17 protein-coding genes and 1 tRNA gene are annotated in these 16,513 nt (G+C 55.8%); 13 read left to right on the top strand and 5 right to left on the bottom strand.

Annotated features, from left to right (window positions below):
* The first annotated feature begins 9 nt into the window (after window positions 1-9).
* The 7 genes from sufB (at window position 10) to AC2FFP_RS04225 (ending at window position 6,061) form a co-directional block, all read left to right on the top strand.
* Window positions 10-1,530 (top strand): Fe-S cluster assembly protein SufB, encoded by a 1,521-nt coding sequence (gene sufB, locus AC2FFP_RS04195; RefSeq protein ID WP_058271676.1) that lies wholly within the window; start codon window positions 10-12, stop codon window positions 1,528-1,530.
* Window positions 1,531-1,600: 70 nt separating this feature from the next.
* Window positions 1,601-2,356 carry a Fe-S cluster assembly ATPase SufC gene (gene sufC, locus AC2FFP_RS04200; RefSeq protein ID WP_113790584.1) on the top strand — a complete coding sequence of 252 codons (756 nt, stop codon included), beginning with the start codon at window positions 1,601-1,603 and terminating at the stop codon, window positions 2,354-2,356.
* Window positions 2,356-3,636, top strand: coding sequence for a SufB/SufD family protein (locus tag AC2FFP_RS04205; protein ID WP_496764832.1), 1,281 nt, complete (start codon window positions 2,356-2,358; stop codon window positions 3,634-3,636). Before sufC ends, AC2FFP_RS04205 begins: the two co-directional genes overlap by 1 nt.
* Complete coding sequence (locus tag AC2FFP_RS04210; protein WP_058271673.1) at window positions 3,636-4,121, top strand: YIP1 family protein; 486 nt, start codon at window positions 3,636-3,638, stop codon at window positions 4,119-4,121. Before AC2FFP_RS04205 ends, AC2FFP_RS04210 begins: the two co-directional genes overlap by 1 nt.
* Window positions 4,118-4,684 carry a Yip1 family protein gene (locus AC2FFP_RS04215; RefSeq protein WP_496764834.1) on the top strand — a complete coding sequence of 189 codons (567 nt, stop codon included), beginning with the start codon at window positions 4,118-4,120 and terminating at the stop codon, window positions 4,682-4,684. The genes AC2FFP_RS04210 and AC2FFP_RS04215 overlap by 4 nt, the downstream gene beginning before the upstream one ends.
* A 13-nt stretch (window positions 4,685-4,697) precedes the next feature.
* Window positions 4,698-5,918 (top strand): cysteine desulfurase, encoded by a 1,221-nt coding sequence (locus tag AC2FFP_RS04220; RefSeq protein ID WP_496764836.1) that lies wholly within the window; start codon window positions 4,698-4,700, stop codon window positions 5,916-5,918.
* 66 nt (window positions 5,919-5,984) lie between these two features.
* Window positions 5,985-6,061: transfer RNA gene (locus tag AC2FFP_RS04225), tRNA-Arg, on the top strand.
* Between the two features lie 111 nt (window positions 6,062-6,172).
* Here the strand turns inward: AC2FFP_RS04225 and AC2FFP_RS04230 are convergent.
* Window positions 6,173-7,267 (bottom strand): NAD(P)/FAD-dependent oxidoreductase, encoded by a 1,095-nt coding sequence (locus AC2FFP_RS04230; RefSeq protein WP_496764838.1) that lies wholly within the window; start codon window positions 7,265-7,267, stop codon window positions 6,173-6,175.
* A 74-nt stretch (window positions 7,268-7,341) separates the two neighbouring features.
* Here AC2FFP_RS04230 and AC2FFP_RS04235 point away from each other — a divergent pair, with 74 nt between their 5' ends.
* Entirely contained in the window at window positions 7,342-7,677 is a 336-nt protein-coding gene (locus AC2FFP_RS04235; protein WP_496880756.1) for a winged helix-turn-helix transcriptional regulator, read from the top strand.
* 159 nt (window positions 7,678-7,836) lie between these two features.
* On the opposite strand, the gene AC2FFP_RS04240 is transcribed toward AC2FFP_RS04235, so the two are convergent.
* A complete protein-coding gene (locus AC2FFP_RS04240; protein ID WP_496764840.1) occupies window positions 7,837-7,983 on the bottom strand; it encodes a hypothetical protein in 147 nt (48 codons plus the stop codon).
* A 315-nt stretch (window positions 7,984-8,298) separates the two neighbouring features.
* Window positions 8,299-8,868 carry a peptidoglycan L,D-endopeptidase MepK gene (gene mepK / locus AC2FFP_RS04245; RefSeq protein ID WP_058271601.1) on the bottom strand — a complete coding sequence of 190 codons (570 nt, stop codon included), beginning with the start codon at window positions 8,866-8,868 and terminating at the stop codon, window positions 8,299-8,301.
* Window positions 8,869-9,222: 354 nt separating this feature from the next.
* On the opposite strand from mepK, the gene AC2FFP_RS04250 reads away from it, so the two are divergent.
* Genes AC2FFP_RS04250 through AC2FFP_RS04265 form a run of 4 tightly spaced genes read left to right on the top strand, consistent with a single transcriptional unit; the run spans window position 9,223 to window position 13,463 of the window.
* Window positions 9,223-10,827, top strand: a complete 1,605-nt coding sequence (locus AC2FFP_RS04250; RefSeq protein ID WP_496764842.1) for a L,D-transpeptidase family protein — start codon at window positions 9,223-9,225, stop codon at window positions 10,825-10,827.
* A gap of 36 nt (window positions 10,828-10,863) precedes the next feature.
* Window positions 10,864-11,955: a UDP-3-O-(3-hydroxymyristoyl)glucosamine N-acyltransferase gene (gene lpxD, locus AC2FFP_RS04255; RefSeq protein ID WP_496764844.1), complete on the top strand. Its 1,092-nt coding sequence runs from the start codon at window positions 10,864-10,866 to the stop codon at window positions 11,953-11,955.
* 32 nt (window positions 11,956-11,987) lie between these two features.
* Window positions 11,988-12,245, top strand: coding sequence for an acyl carrier protein (locus AC2FFP_RS04260; RefSeq protein ID WP_058271604.1), 258 nt, complete (start codon window positions 11,988-11,990; stop codon window positions 12,243-12,245).
* A 9-nt stretch (window positions 12,246-12,254) separates the two neighbouring features.
* The gene (locus tag AC2FFP_RS04265; RefSeq protein WP_282168295.1) at window positions 12,255-13,463 is read left to right on the top strand and encodes a beta-ketoacyl-[acyl-carrier-protein] synthase family protein; all 1,209 of its coding nucleotides are present in this window, start codon (window positions 12,255-12,257) and stop codon (window positions 13,461-13,463) included.
* Between the two features lie 63 nt (window positions 13,464-13,526).
* Here AC2FFP_RS04265 and AC2FFP_RS04270 read toward each other — a convergent pair whose 3' ends face one another.
* The gene (locus AC2FFP_RS04270) at window positions 13,527-14,135 is read right to left on the bottom strand and encodes an invasion associated locus B family protein (protein ID WP_496776886.1); all 609 of its coding nucleotides are present in this window, start codon (window positions 14,133-14,135) and stop codon (window positions 13,527-13,529) included.
* A 430-nt stretch (window positions 14,136-14,565) separates the two neighbouring features.
* Between AC2FFP_RS04270 and AC2FFP_RS04275 the strand changes: the two genes are divergently transcribed.
* The gene (locus AC2FFP_RS04275) at window positions 14,566-16,107 is read left to right on the top strand and encodes a helicase HerA-like domain-containing protein (RefSeq protein WP_496738577.1); all 1,542 of its coding nucleotides are present in this window, start codon (window positions 14,566-14,568) and stop codon (window positions 16,105-16,107) included.
* Window positions 16,108-16,148: 41 nt separating this feature from the next.
* Here the strand turns inward: AC2FFP_RS04275 and AC2FFP_RS04280 are convergent, their stop codons facing one another.
* Complete coding sequence (locus AC2FFP_RS04280) at window positions 16,149-16,400, bottom strand: hypothetical protein (protein WP_496722924.1); 252 nt, start codon at window positions 16,398-16,400, stop codon at window positions 16,149-16,151.
* Between the last annotated feature and the right edge of the window lie 113 nt (window positions 16,401-16,513).

Below are 16,513 nucleotides of genomic sequence, written 5' to 3' on the forward strand. Positions count from 1 at the left end.
AGGTGTCATATGGCCGCTTTGGACCAGACCCAGGTAAAAGAGGGTGTCGATCAGGAAACCGTGGATGCGGTACGCGAGGTCAGTACCTACAAATACGGTTGGGATACCGATATCGAGATGGAGTACGCGCCCAAGGGCGTGAACCCGGATATCGTCCGGCTGATCTCGGAAAAGAATGAAGAGCCCGAATGGATGACCGAATGGCGTCTGGCGGCCTTCGAACGCTGGACCAAGATGGATGAGCCGAACTGGGCTATGGTCCACTATCCCAAGATCGATTTCCAGGACCAGTATTACTATGCCCGTCCCAAGTCGATGGAGGAGAAGCCGAAGTCGCTGGACGAGGTCGATCCAAAGCTGCTGGCTACTTACGAAAAGCTGGGTATCCCGCTGAAAGAACAGATGATTCTGGCCGGCGTTGAAGGTGCCGAGGATATGCCCGCCGAGGGTCGCAAGGTGGCCGTGGATGCGGTGTTCGACTCGGTTTCGGTTGGCACGACCTTTCAGGACGAACTGGCCAAACACGGTGTGATCTTCTGTTCGATCTCAGAGGCGATCAGGGAACACCCTGAACTGGTCAAAAAATACCTTGGCACAGTGGTCCCCGTCTCGGACAACTTTTACGCCACGCTGAACTCGGCCGTGTTCTCGGATGGCTCGTTTGTCTACATCCCGCCAGGTGTACGCTGCCCGATGGAGCTGAGCACCTATTTCCGCATCAACGCGGAAAATACGGGTCAGTTTGAACGCACGCTGATTATCGCGGACAAAGGTTCTTACGTTTCGTATCTGGAAGGCTGCACCGCACCGCAGCGCGATACAGCTCAGCTGCACGCCGCCGTTGTTGAGATCATCATCGAAGAAGATGCCGAGGTGAAATACTCGACCGTTCAAAACTGGTTCCCCGGGGATGAAAACGGCAAAGGCGGTATCTATAACTTCGTGACCAAGCGCGCTGATTGCCGGGGTGACCGGTCCAAGGTGATGTGGACCCAAGTGGAAACCGGATCCGCCGTGACCTGGAAGTACCCGTCCTGCATCCTGCGCGGTGATGAAAGCCAGGGTGAGTTTTACTCGATCGCCATTACCAACAACATGCAGCAAGCTGATACCGGCACCAAAATGGTGCATCTGGGCAAGAACACCAAGTCGCGCATCGTGTCCAAAGGGATCAGCGCGGGTAAAGCGCAGAACACCTATCGTGGTCTGGTTTCGATGCACCCGAAGGCGAAGGACAGCCGCAACTATACCCAGTGCGACAGCTTGCTGATCGGTGATAAATGCGGGGCTCACACGGTGCCGTATATCGAGGTTCGCAACAATTCATCGCGCGTGGAGCATGAGGCGACGACATCCAAAGTGGATGACGATCAACTGTTCTACTGCCGTCAGCGCGGCATGGACGAGGAAGAGGCCGTGGCCCTGGTCGTCAACGGGTTCTGCAAGGACGTCCTGCAGGCGTTGCCGATGGAGTTTGCCATGGAAGCGCAGCAGCTGGTGGCCATCAGCCTTGAAGGATCAGTGGGTTAACCCCGCATTTCTCTGAATTCAGAACATATCGGGGCCGGATGGCCCCTTGCGGTACGCAAAAGGACAAAAAATGCTGGAAATCAAAAACCTGCACGTGAAACTTGAGGAAGAAGAAAAGCAAATCCTTAAAGGTGTCGACCTGACCGTCGAGGCCGGAAAGGTGCATGCGATCATGGGGCCGAACGGCTCGGGCAAGTCGACACTCAGCTATGTGCTGTCGGGCCGCGATGGGTACGAAGTGACCGAAGGCTCTGCCACGCTGGAAGGTGAGGACCTTTTGGAGATGGAGCCGGAAGAGCGCGCTGCGGCGGGTATCTTTTTGGCATTCCAGTACCCTGTGGAAATCCCGGGCGTTGGTAACATGACCTTCCTGCGCACGGCCGTGAACGCTCAGCGCAAGGCGCGCGGCGAAGACGAATTGTCAGCTGCTGATTTCCTGAAGGAAGTTCGGGCCAAGGCGAAATCGCTGAAAATCGACGCGGATATGCTGAAGCGCCCTGTGAACGTCGGCTTCTCGGGTGGTGAGAAGAAGCGTAACGAAATCCTGCAGATGGCGATGCTGGAACCCAAGATGTGCATTCTTGACGAAACGGATTCGGGTCTGGACGTCGATGCGATGAAACTGGTGGCCGAAGGCGTGAACGCGTTGCGTGATGAAGGCCGTGGTTTCCTGGTCATCACCCACTATCAGCGCCTGTTGGACCACATCAAACCCGATGTCGTGCACATAATGGCAGACGGTCGAATCGTTAAAACCGGCGGTCCCGAACTGGCATTGGAAGTTGAAAACAACGGTTATGCCGACATCCTGGCCGAGGTGAACTGATGGCTTTGCCCGAAGTAAAGCAAACCGCGACCGAGGCACGGCTGGCCACGCTGACCATGCCCGATGCCGGGTGCACCCGTGCCGCACGCGAGGACGCGCTGGCTCGTGTGTTGGAAATGGGTCTGCCGGGTCGGCGCGACGAATATTGGAAGTACACGCGCCCCGACACGCTGATTTCGGCCGAACAGCCGCATGCCGCTTTGTTCCACTCGGACGAACCGCTGCTGTTTGGCAATCTCGACCGGTTGAAGATCGTGTTCATCGACGGTGTGTTCAGCGCTGAAGACTCGGATGATCTGGAACTGGAAGGTGTCAATATCGACCGGATCGAAGATATCTGCTGTAAGGATATTCACTGGGCCAAAGAGTTGTACGGCGTTCTGGAATCGCGCGGGCAATCCCCGGTTCAGCGGCCGTTGGCTGCTTTGAATACCGCCTTTGCCGCAGATGGCGTTGCGATCCACGTCACCGGCAAACCGACCAAGCCGATCAGCCTGATCTATCGCCATGCATCCGAGACCTCGGACGCCATGCTGCATCACATCATCCGTGTCGAAAGCGGCGCTGAAGTGACGGTTCTGGAAAACGGTCCTGCGGCGTCGCGGTTCAACAAATGCATCGAGATCGACATCGCCGATGGCGGTACATTGCATCACGTGCGCGCGCAGGGCAGGGACCATGAACGTCGCGCCGCGACACACATGTTCACGCGGCTGGGACAGAAATCTGTCTTTAAATCCTTCACGCTGACAGTGAATGGAGTTTTGACACGTAACGAACAGGTGATCGAACTGACCGGCGACGACGCTATTGCTCATGTGGCAGGCGCCTGCGTAGGTGATGGTGATTTTCACCATGACGACACGGTTTTCGTTACCCATGACGCAGTGAACTGCGAAAGCCGCCAGGTCTTTAAGAAAGTTCTGCGCAACGGCGCGACCGGCGTGTTCCAGGGTAAGATCCTGGTCAAAGAAGGCGCACAGAAGACTGATGGATATCAGATCAGCCAGTCCTTGCTGCTGGATGATGACAGCCAGTTCCTCGCCAAGCCCGAACTTGAGATCTATGCCGATGATGTTGCGTGTTCACATGGCTCGACCTCGGGTGCGATTGATGAGACGGCGCTGTTCTACCTGCGTTCGCGTGGGGTTTCGGTTAAGGACGCCACCAATATGCTGACACTGGCATTTTTGGCCGAAGCCGTCGATGAGATCGAAGATGAGGCATTGGCAGAGGCCATCGTGAACCGCCTTGAAGGCTGGCTGTCGCGACACATCTGATGCCTTTGACCTCGGATATCGTGGCCACTTATCGGGGGCCGGGTCGTGTCGTGCGGCGGCTTCTTGACCTTGGCCCGCGCGAGGACAGGGCGTTGATGTTTGTCATGGCGTTCTGCGTCGTGGCATTCATCGCGCAATTGCCCAGCCTTGCGCGACGCGCGCATATCGAAGGGCTTGAACTGGATATGTTGATGGGCGGTGCCTTGATGGGCACCGTCATTATTCTGCCTCTGTTTTTCTACCTGCTGGCATTTGTCTCATACGGCGCGGCCCGATTGGTCGGCGGTCAGGGGACGTCCTATGGCGCTAGATTGGCTCTGTTCTGGGCGCTATTGTCCTCAACACCTCTGGTTTTGTTGAATGGTTTGGTCGGTGGTTTCATAGGATCTGGCCCGGCCCTGACACTCGTCGGGATCGTCTGGTTCGCAGTTTTCCTGTGGTTCTGGCTGGCAGGTCTCAGTCAAGCGCAAAGGCGGCAAGAATGAATCCCACTGGCTTTGTCGATCTTGCGATCTTGACCCTGACACACCCCGCCCAAGCGGCCCGACGCCTTTTGGACATGCGGCCTGGGCGTGAATTCCTATGGCTGGCTTTCTTTTTGGCTGTGGTGCTGAATGGCCTTGTGCAACTGGGTATTGATCACTTGATTCCCGTCCCCAGTGGTGAATCCGTACCCCCACCTACGCCTGTGTTCCTGGGTCTGGTCCGATCTGCGGGCGCCATGTTGCTCAGCGTCGGGGCATTCCTGTTCGTGGGGCGGTTACTGGGTGGCCGTGCAACATTCGATGACATTCTGACGCTGACGATCTGGCTGCAATACCTTCAGATCGCTGCGATGGTGATCACGCTGGTCATCACCATCGTGCTGCCGTTTTTGATGCTTATGTTTTTGCTGGCCACGGCGATTATCAGCCTTTACGTCACGCTCCATTTTCTGAATGAAGCGCATCAGTTCGGTTCGCTTGCTAAATCCTTCGGGGTCATCGTGTTATCTGCCTTGATTGCAGTGCCCTTTGTCCTCGCATTAACGCCCGGCGGCCCCGTATAGGGAATAAAAGACCATGTATGACGTGCAGAAAATCCGCTCAGACTTTCCAATCCTGTCTCGGGAAGTGAACGGCAAGCCGTTGACCTATCTGGACAATGGCGCATCGGCGCAGAAACCGCAGGTCGTGATTGATGCGGTGACACGGGCATATTCCGAAGAATACGCGAATGTTCACCGCGGCCTGCATTACCTGTCCAATCTGGCGACCGAAAAATACGAATCCGTTCGCGGAACCATCGCCCGTTTTCTGGGCGCGGCGGACGAGGATGAAATTGTCTTGAACTCAGGCACGACCGAAGGCATCAATCTGGTCGCCTATGGCTGGGCCATGCCGCGCATGCAGGCCGGGGATGAGATCGTGCTGAGCGTGATGGAACACCACGCCAATATCGTTCCCTGGCATTTCCTGCGCGAACGTCAGGGCGTCGTCCTGAAATGGGTCGACGTGGACGCTGACGGTGGCCTTGACCCGCAGGCCGTGATCGACGCGATCGGTCCCAAGACCAAGCTGGTTGCAGTGACCCAATGTTCGAACGTGTTGGGCACGGTGGTCGATGTCAAAGCGATCACAGAAGGCGCGCACGCAAAAGGCGTACCGGTGTTGGTCGATGGCAGCCAGGGTGCCGTGCACATGCCTGTCAATGTCGCTGATATCGGATGCGATTTCTATGCAATTACTGGCCACAAGCTTTATGGCCCTTCGGGGTCGGGTGCGATTTACATAAAATCCGAACGCATGGCCGAGATGCGCCCCTTTATCGGTGGCGGCGACATGATCAAAGAGGTCAGCAAGGACCAGGTGATCTACAACGACCCGCCAATGAAGTTTGAGGCCGGAACGCCCGGTATTGTCCAAACCATCGGTCTGGGTGTTGCGCTGGATTACATGATGGATCTGGGGATGGAAAATATCGCCGCTCATGAGGCCAGGTTGCGCGACTATGCTATGCAGAAACTGACCGGTCTGAATTGGTTGCAGGTTCAGGGCACACGCCCGGACAAGGCCGCGATCTTCAGCTTTACGATGGACGGGGCCGGGCACGCACATGATGTCTCGACCATTCTGGACAAGAAAGGCGTGGCTGTTCGTGCCGGGCACCACTGCGCTGGTCCGCTCATGGATTTCTACGGTGTCACGGCGACTTGCCGCGCAAGCTTTGGTCTGTACAACACCACGGACGAGGTCGACATACTGATCGACGCGCTGGAATTGGCACATGATTTGTTTGCGTGAAACCTGGCCGATCCGGAAAGATTTGCAGTTGCACCCGGATCGGAACAAGGTTAGCTAACGGCCAAGGCACCTGTAGCTCAGCTGGATAGAGCGCTGCCCTCCGAAGGCAGAGGCCAGAGGTTCGAATCCTCTCAGGTGCGCCATTACTATTAATGGCTTACGGCTAGCTGGGTGATGATTTTGCCCTCTTAAGCCCGCTTTCGCTTCGGCATTCAATTGATCGGGCCGTGAAATGCACCAGCTCAGAACTGCCGCTATCGTGAAAGACCGAATGCCTTGCGATACTTTGGGATAAAAAGCTCTTTTCCCTTCATCTTGCGGGTGATCCAATCGCCAACCGTCGCAAAGAGCCAACTATTGCCGACATGAGGTCCCAGCGGAACGAGGATTGGTGCCTTCTTCCAAGGCGCATAGGGCTTTTGATCTTCGACCGCCTGTCCCTTCAACACCTGTTTCAATGTCTTGATCAACCATGGGTTTTGTCTGGTGATCGCGACAATCGTCATACCGTCACCAATGTCGGCGATGTCGCCCGCGATGAAGACATTCGGAAAACCCGACGGGCGCATCCATTTGTCGGTCTTGACCCGACCGGATGGTAGAGCATTCACGCCAGGCAAAGTCTGAATCAAGGTCGAATTTGGTTTTGATCCGACGACCGGAAACACCAGATCAGCCGAGACAACCCGGCCATCGGTCAGTTTCACTGATCCCGCGTAAGGCATATCCATACGCTGTAGATCCTCGGCCCTTTGACCAAGCACGACAGATACACCGGCGCGTTCAAGTTTGCGTTTGATCTGGTTGCCAAACTTAGCGGGATACATCGGGAAAAGGGTGTCGTCCGACGAAATCAAAGTGATGTCCTTGTCCGGTCGTGCCGCAGCAATTTCCCCCGCCAGTTCTGTGCCAACAGCACCAGCCCCGACGATTGCCACCGATTTCGCGGCTGCCAATTGCGCGCTGACATCCGCGCTGGCCCGACGAAAATCATCGATGCTGTCGCCCGATGGTTTGAACGGTGCCGCATAGGACGAACCTGTGGCCACGACGATGAAATCAGCGGGATGGACATTGCCATCTTCCAGGGTCACTTCGGTTTGAGACACCGATACAGCGCGGCCACGCACGACCCGCCCGGTCTTTAGCAGGCGATCATACGGCAGAACGATCTGATCCAGCAAAGCAGGATCCAAGAGCGCCCGGATTGTTGCCGGCGGCTGCACAAAAGCTTCGCGTTGCTCAATCAGTGTGACATCGGCATGCGCATCCAATTCTTTGGCAACTTCAAAGCCGACATATCCGCCACCAACAATCACTACCTTCTTCTTGCTCATCCCAATCCTCATTGCATTTGGGTGTTCCGGGCAGTAGTTAGAAATACGTTATCAAAACGACAAGTACGGTCATTTAGGATACTGTCATGACAACTCTCGAATCGAAAGAGAATTGCCTTATCGAGCCGTTGATCGAAGCGATTTCGGGTAAGTGGAAACTTTTGATTGTCTATTGGCTGGCGCAGGAAACCTCGCGGTTCAATCAGCTTCAGCGAAACCTTGGCAGCATAACGCACCGGACACTGGCCCGCCAGCTAAGTGAGTTGCAAGAAGCGGGCTTTGTTTCACGCAAAGACTTCAAAACCATCCCGCCCCATGTGGAATACAGCCTGACGCCTTTAGGGCAAAGTTTGATACCGCTGCTGCAGGCGATGCATGACTGGGCGGCGAGCAACGCGGACCTGCTGCGCGATCCGAAATGATGGCACTGCAGTAAGCTGAGCCGCAATAGCGGGCGTACTGCCATTCGTCACAAATAGGTCGAGAAAGTGCGCTGAGGCAGCGGCATCCAGAAACCCACAAGCGCTGGCGCCCTTCCGCGGAACGAAGCCGCGCGTGCACCCCAATACCAGACGGGGCAGTTATACCAGAACCAAAAGCAGATAGGCGGCAAGGGCCACTACAATGGAAAACAAAACCACCGGCGGCGGTTTATCAGTATCCTTGAGTTCTTGCTGAAACGAACCAGCGTAGTACGCAAGATAAAGCGCGGCAACCAGCAGGAACAAAGCTATGACTTTGGTGACAATCGAAATCTTTAATCTTTCCTCTAACGCCGCAATATGACTCCTTTCTCGAAAAAAATCTCTTCATAAAGTCGCGATATTTTTCATCATGTTATGAACTTGTCGGTGAGACACGAATGGTGGCTCACCAAAGAAGGATGTTTCCAAGTTCGTGAAAATACTTTTTTGGCCGCCAATTCCGGACTTGTAAGCGCGGCAATTGGCAATCCCGTATCCGGGCAAAACATGTGCGCAGGTCGTCCAAAAAACAAAGAGCGCCCAAGGGCGCTCGTCGTTGAGAAACAGTTTGGGTGTCTTTTAGCCGCCCCAGCTGCGAACCTCGCCGCAATCCATATGGACGAAGTTCGAGCGGTGGTACTTGCCAACACCACCAGCGCGGCAAGACATGGCTGCTTTGGCCATCTGGGACACAGAACGAGACGAAAGGCGCAAGTCAGCAGCCTGACCTTTCATGTGCAGCGAGTTCTTGGCCACACGGCGCGAACGAGACCGCAGCATTGCATTGGTTTGGGGGGAGCGGTAGCCGGACAAAAGAGTGTAGGGCTCATTCACGTCCAGAAGATTGTGAGAGGCTGCCATGATATCGATGGTGCGCAGATCCATAGACTTGGCCTGGTCAGTGCGCCAGTCGCGCATGAAGTGGTTCACTTCTTTGACGGCGTCCTTGATGTATTTGCCGTCGACCCAATAGATCATATCGATCCGTTCGCCCGTGCGGCCCGAATACATTCGGATACGACGGATATCGCCGCCACCGCGCAAAAAACCTGCTGCATTGGAATAAGTCGGTGCTGCTACAACTGCTGTTGCAGCGAATGCGCCCAATAGGGCACGCCGGGTCAAACCCGATGTACTGCTCGTGGTCATTTCGTTTCGTCCCGTACTGTTCCTGCCTGCACACGATGTTACGCGCGCGATCTTAATTTTTTCCCATCCCAGATGCGGGATTTATGACACAGTCCGAAAAGCCAGCCAAGAAATCTTTCACATTCATCTTTTCAAGGGGGAATTTTCGGCGAATTTTTGCGCAGGTGATGCAAATCGGTATACTATTGAGGCAATTAGGCGTTCGCGCAACATAGCCGATGCAAACGCGCATCAGGCTCGGATGGATGCTTTGGATTGATGTATTTGTGAATGGACAAAACGTCCAGCTGAAAACCATATTCGTTCGGAACGCGCCTCAGAACGCGCAAAGTATTGAATAATCAAGGTCATCCCATGCGAGCACTTTTTCAGTTGCCTAAAAATCTTATCTTCGCCGCTTGCATTACGGCGTCAGCCTCTGTGGCAAGTGCCCAGTCGGCACCCGGAACGGCATTTCAAATGGCTGTTGCCGAGTTTGCGCCTGCAGGTTCGGGCCTGGCAGAGTTCTATCGTACCAACGCGTTTGCGCCAATCTGGGTCGGAGACACGCCCGAGCACGAGGCGCGTAGGGCGCGGTTGATCAAGGCTTTGTCGACTACGAACTTGCATGGTTTGCCAGAAGGGGCTTATGACGTTCAGTCGATTGTTTCAAAGATGCAGGACGCCAGATCGCTGCGGGACTTGGGTGCGGTTGAAATTGAACTGAGCAAGGCGTTTGTCAGCTACGCAAGTGATCTGTTTTCGGGCACATTGCGTCCTGCGCAGATCGACGATGGGCTGGTCCGCAAGGTGTCGCGTCGGTCAGTCAATGACCATTTGCAGGGCCTGCTGACTGCGGAAGGTGACGGGTATTTCGATCAACTCGCGCCGCAGTCCACCCAGTACCGCGCATTGATGAAACAGAAAATCGCGCTGGAAGCTTTGGTCAACCAAGGCGGTTGGGGTGCCGGTGTGCCCGTGGGTAAGTTGGAGTATGGCGATACCGGACCTAATGTAGTTAAGCTGCGTAACCGTCTGATCACAATGGGGTATCTAAGTCCGACCGCAAGCCCCGAATTCGATGAGGCAATGCTGGGTGCTGTCAAAGACTTCCAGCAGGCGCACGGTCTGGCCACCGATGGTGTCGCCGGAGAGGGCACGATCACCGAACTTAACCGCACGGCGTCCGAGCGTTTGAAGGCCGTGTATGTTGCACTGGAACGAGAACGCTGGTTGCCGCGGGAACGGGGTGAGCGGCACATTCTGGTCAACCAAGCCGACTTTTCGGCCAAGATCGTGGACGATGGCCGGGTTACCTTTGAAACCCGCGCCGTGATCGGCAAGAACGTGCATGACCGTCGTAGCCCGGAGTTTTCGGACGAGATGGAGCATATGGTCATCAACCCCAGTTGGTATGTACCGCGCTCGATCATCACCAAGGAATATCTGCCAAAATTGCAGTCAAATCCAAACGCCGTAGGTCACATCCAGATCACAGATCGCAGCGGTCGTCTGGTTAATCGGGGCGCGGTTGATTTCTCCCAGTTCAACACCAGAAACTTCCCGTTTGCTATGCGTCAACCCCCGAGCAAAAGCAACGCGCTTGGGTTGGTGAAGTTCATGTTCCCCAATAAGTACAACATCTATCTGCATGATACGCCTCAGAAATCTCTGTTTGCACGTGAGACGCGGGCGTTCTCGCACGGGTGTATCCGTTTGGCGCAACCTTTTGAGTTTGCCTATGCGCTTTTGGCCAAGCAGGAAGAGGACCCAAAGTCGTTTTTCCACCGTATATTGGCGTCCGGCAAGGAAACGACTGTCCCGCTGGAACAGCATGTTCCGGTTCACCTGATCTATCGCACCGCCTATGTCGGTCCGAAAGGTGAGGTTCAGTACCGCCGCGATGTCTATGACCGGGACCGAAAAATCTGGGACGCTCTGCAGAAAGCAGGGGTAGCCCTGCCGGACGTTCAGGGGTAATCACCGGGGGCAGGTCCTTAATTCGGGAAGCCCGTCATGCAGTACACTATTCAGCAAATCGCCGAAGCCTTGGGCGCGGACTGTCAGGGTGAAGTTGGCCTTGTTATAGAGCGCGCCGCAGAACCGGTCGATGCCGGGCCGTCTGACCTGGCAATGGCGATGTCGCCGAAATACGCGGACGCGCTTAGCACGGGTGCCGCCCGCGCCGCCGTTTTGTGGGAAGGTGCGGATTGGCAGGCTCTGGGGTTGGAGGCCGCGGTTTTTGTGCCGCGTCCACGCATGGCGATGGCAGGTATCACGGCAATGCTGGATCGCGGGCAGGGAGTTCAGCCGGGCATTCACCCCTCTGCCGTAATCGACCCAACGGCGGAGATAGGCGAGGGTGCCTCGATCGGTCCATTGGTAGTTGTTGGTGCCGGTGCGCGTATCGGTAAGAATGCGGTCATCGGGCCACATTGCGTGATCGGTCTGGATGCCGTTCTGGGTGACCACGCCTTTCTGCGCGAGATGGTGAGTATCGGAGCACGTGCTCAGATCGGTGACCGTTTCATTGCCCAACCCGGTGCGCGGATCGGCAGCGACGGTTTCAGCTTTGTGACGCCCGAGGTATCAGGCGTGGAAAATGCCCGCAAATCTATGGGCGATCAGGGTGAAGCCCGGGCGCAAAGCTGGCTCCGCATTCATTCTTTGGGTGCCGTTGAGATTGGCGATGATGTCGAAGTCGGTGCGAATTGCACCGTGGACAATGGGACCATCAGGAACACATGCATTGGCGATGGTTCAAAGCTCGATAACCAGGTTCATATCGGGCACAACACCCGTGTCGGGCAGGATTGCCTGTTATGCGGGCAATCCGGTGTGTCCGGATCAGTTGAAATTGGAAACAACGTTGTTTTGGGCGGACAGACCGGAGTGTCGGACAATATCTTTATCGGCGATGGTGTGATTGCGGGCGGGGGCACAAAAATCCTATCCAACGTTCCCAAAGGGCGCGTGGTTATGGGCTATCCCGCCATCAAAATGGAAACGCATACAGACATTTACAAAGCGCAGCGCCGGCTGCCGAGATTGGCACGTGACGTTGAGGCGCTGAAAAAGGCTGTTTCCAAACAGCCTCCGAGCGATTAAATCAACCACAACATGATAATTAGAGGATCGACATGAGCATCAGCGACCGCGTCATCGCAATCATTGCAGAGCAGGCCGTGCTGGAGCCGTCGGATGTGACACCCGAAAGCACGCTCGAAGATCTGGGTATCGACAGCCTTGGACTGGTCGAGAGCATTTTTGCCATCGAGGAAGAGTTCGATATCTCGATTCCGTTCAACGCAAACGAGCCGAGCGCCAGCGACTTTGACATTTCGAACGTCGCGGCCATTATCACCGGCATCCAAAAGCTGGTGTCGGAAAAGGTCTGACATAATCCTATGAAACGCGTCGTTATCACCGGGGCCGGTACAATCAATTCACTGGGCCATTCGGTGCCTGATACGTTAGAGGCTATGCGCGAAGGGCGCTGCGGTATCTCTGCGCTTGAATTTCGCGATGTTGAAAGACTGGCCATTCAGATTGGTGGTCAGGTCCGCGGGTTCGAGGCCGAGGGGCGGTTTAACCGCCAGCAAATGACCCTGTATGACCGGTTCACACAATTCACTCTGACAGCGGCCAAAGAAGCAATTGATCAATCCGGGATCGAATTCCACGGTGACCTCGCGGCCCGCTCGGGCGTTGTGTTGGGAACCGCTGGTGGAGGCGTTTCGACCTGGGATGACAACTACCGTTCCGTTTACGAGGATGGCAAAAACCGGGTGCACCCGTTTGTCGTTCCCAAGCTGATGAACAATGCGGCGGCCAGTCACGTCTCGATGGAGCATAACCTTAAGGGCCCCAGCTTTACGGTGTCGACGGCCTGTGCCTCGTCCAACCACGCAATGGCGCTGGCGTTCCAGATGGTACGCAGCGGTGCTGCTCCGGCGATGCTGACCGGTGGGTCAGAGTCGATGTTGTGTTTTGGTGGTGTCAAAGCCTGGGAAGGGCTGCGTGTCATGTCCAAGGACGCCTGCCGCCCGTTCAGCGCGAATCGCAATGGCATGGTGCAAGGCGAAGGCGCAGGTGTCTTCGTGTTCGAAGAATTCGAGCACGCCCGCGCCCGTGGGGCTGATATCCTGTGTGAGGTCGTGGGTTTTGCGATGTCGTCAGATGCGTCGGACATTGTCATGCCCAGCAAACAGGGCGCTGCGCGTGCCATGTCGGGCGCGCTTGCGGATGCAGGGTTAAGCGCGGACAGTGTTGGATATATCAACGCGCATGGAACCGGCACCGCGGCCAATGATAAGACGGAATGCGCTGCCGTGGCCGGTGTCTTTGGTCCTCATGCGGATGAACTGATGATATCTTCGACCAAGTCGATGCACGGCCACCTTATCGGTGGCACCGGCGCGGTCGAACTGCTGGCCTGTATCATGGCACTGCGGGATGGGGTGATCGCTCCGACCATCGGCTATGAAGAGCCGGACCCCGAATGCGCGCTGGATGTCGTGCCAAACGAAGCCCGCGAGGCGAAAGTGGACGTAGCACTGAGTAACGCCTTTGCATTTGGCGGGCTGAATGCGGTAATTGCCTTAAAACGCATTTAAAATCTGATTTCAAACAAAGAAGCCGCCGGTAAATCCCGACGGCTTCTTTAGTTTAGCGAAACCTCAGTTCTGCAGAACTTTCAAGCCTTCAAAACCTGCTGTGAAGCCCGACAGCGAAACTTCCAGTTGCAGTAGTTGGTTTGGTGCGAGAACCGACACGAGCGACAGGGTCGCTTTGGTTCCGACCTTCATTGCTTCCACGTCGCCCTCGGTAAAGCCCATCTGCGCAACACAGCCAACGGGGTTACAGTGGTGGTAGTCATAGCGCTTGCCCGGAGCACCATCGATCGAAAGCGCCAGCTGCGCCTGTAGCATTGTTTCCAGCGGGACAACCACAGTTGCTCCGGCAACCGCGGCCACGCCCTCGGGCAATTTTTCCAGAGTAATTTCCGCGATCGGCTGACCTTGCTCGCCGGTCAGGATCTGACGCATCGCGCAGGGGTCTTCGTCGGCATCGGTCTTGATGCACAGGATCGCCCAGTCGCCCTTTTCTTCCTTAACGTATTGTTCGCCGACGCGCGGGCCGGTTTCACCCAGGTCCAGATCACTGCCGACCTCTGTTTGCGAGGTCTGGGGCTGTTGTTCGGTTTCCTGCGTCGTTTCCTGTGCGTACGCGGCTCCGCACCACAAAGCAGTGGTCACCAGGCTGATGGATAGGGTGTTCTTAATCATGATTGCCTCGGTCTTATGTTGGATTTTTTATTCGTCTATCACCCTTGCCAGACCCTGTCAGGGGCTAAGGTGGGTCAAATCAACATGTGAACGGTTTTTCGCCGGGTTATCGGAAATCCAGCGCGACGACAAAAAGAACAAAGGGAGCCGGTGGAGCGGCTCCCTTTATATAATTTTCTCCCCGTCGGACTGGCCGACTTATTTATGCGCAGACGTTACGAAAGGTGGGGGCATCGGTCAACTGAAAACCTGAAATTTTAATGTAACGGCCATGATTTGTGAAAAAAACCGCGCCCGAAGGCGCGGTCAGTCGACAGGGAGGAAATATGCCGCCCCGTAACCTTAGCCACAAGGCAGCAATTAGACTTTCGCAGTTAAAGGTTAACTTTGTATGCTGGCCGTAGATCGGTGGAAATAAGGCCTTACATTCATGGACCAAAACATATTCTTGGGCGGCGGTGGCAACGACTACGGCCAACCGCAGTCGCTGACGCTGAAATATGCCAACCGCCACGGCATGATCGCGGGGGCGACGGGAACAGGTAAAACGGTGACACTGCAAATTCTGGCCGAGGGGTTTTCCCAGGCCGGTGTTCCGGTTTTCCTGTCTGACGTCAAAGGGGACCTGTCCGGTCTGGCCAAGGCGGGCAGCGAAGGTCACAAGCTTCACAAAGCGTTTCAGGATCGCGCCCAGCGGATAGGCTTTACCGATTACGCGTATGGCGCGTGTCCGGTCACGTTCTGGGATCTGTTCGGGCAACAGGGACATCCCGTTCGTACAACAGTAACCGAGATGGGACCTCTTCTGCTGTCGCGCCTGATGGATCTGAGCGAAGCACAAGAGGGCATTCTGAACATCGCGTTCCGGGTGGCAGACGAAGAGGGCTTACCGCTATTAGACCTCAAAGACCTTCAGTCCTTGCTGGTCTGGATTGGGGAAAATAGGGCTCAGTTGTCTTTGCGCTATGGCAATGTCTCAACCGCTTCGATCGGGGCTATTCAACGCCGCCTGCTGGTGCTGGAAAACCAAGGCGGCACCAAACTGTTTGGTGAACCCGCATTGGAACTGGCCGATCTGATGCGCGTGGATGAGAACGGGCAGGGCGTCGTGAACATCCTTGCTGCCGACAAGCTGATGGGGTCACCGCGTCTGTACGCAACATTCCTGCTGTGGTTGCTAAGCGAGCTGTTCGAAGAACTGCCGGAAGTTGGCGACCCGGACAAACCCAAACTGGTGTTCTTCTTCGACGAAGCGCATCTGCTGTTCGATGATGCGCCCAAGGTTCTGGTGGACAAGGTCGAACAGGTCGCCCGCCTCATTCGCTCCAAGGGGGTGGGTGTCTATTTCATCTCGCAGAATCCGGCGGACGTTCCAGAAGACATTCTTGGCCAGCTGGGCAACCGGGTGCAGCATGCCTTGCGCGCATTCACGGCGCGGGATCGCAAGAACCTGCGACTTGCAGCAGAAACCTATCGTGAAAACCCAGCCTTCGACACCGAAGAGGCGATCCGTGAGGTTGGTGTCGGTGAGGCCGTGACCTCGATGTTGCAGAAAAAAGGCGTGCCAGGGATCGTAGAACGCACTCTGATCCGCCCGCCGGGAACGCAACTGGGGCCAATCACCAAGGCCGAGCGGAAGGCGCTGATGGATGCGTCAGCGATGAAAGTGAAATACGGGCAGTTGAAGGACCGGAAATCTGCCTTTGAAATCCTTCAGTCCCGCGCAGATGCAGCAGCGCAAGCAGCGGCCGAGGCCGAGGAACAGTTGGAAACGCAATCCACGGCCGAGCGTGAATTTGCGACAGCAAGACGCTATTCCGGCAGCCGGGTTGGGCGGTCATCCTCTCGCGTGATGCGTAAGAAAGACACATTCGCAACCGCTATGAGTGAGGCTGTGATCAAGGAACTGAAAGGAACAACCGGACGTCGCATTGTACGCGGCATTCTTGGCGGTTTGTTCAAGGCCAGATAAGGGTAGTGCCGGGCAGGAACCTTCTACCCGGCGCACGTATTTTACTTCAGACGGCGCTGGCCTTCTTGCTTGCAATAGGCGTCCGCTTCGGAGACCGACATTTTGGTGGCCGGGAAGTTGGTCGCTCGATCCCAGATCACACGGTCTGGACGATATAGTTGGCACGTAACTTCACCCTTAGGCGTCTGCACTTTTACCGGGGCCGTTTCCAACTCTTCCGGCGACGGGATACATCCAGCCAGCATGGCGAGCAGCGGGACGGTAAGGGCTATTTTAGTGAAGGAAGTATTCATGTGCACTCTTTTTAAACTCGTAGGTTTCCCGAATGATCGCGGGCCAAGCATCAATTTAGCGTAAATACTGGCCAAAAAGAGGGCTGGATCAAGGCGGTACTGGGATTCGTCTA

This window comes from Ruegeria sp. YTSC004 (genome assembly GCF_059609805.1).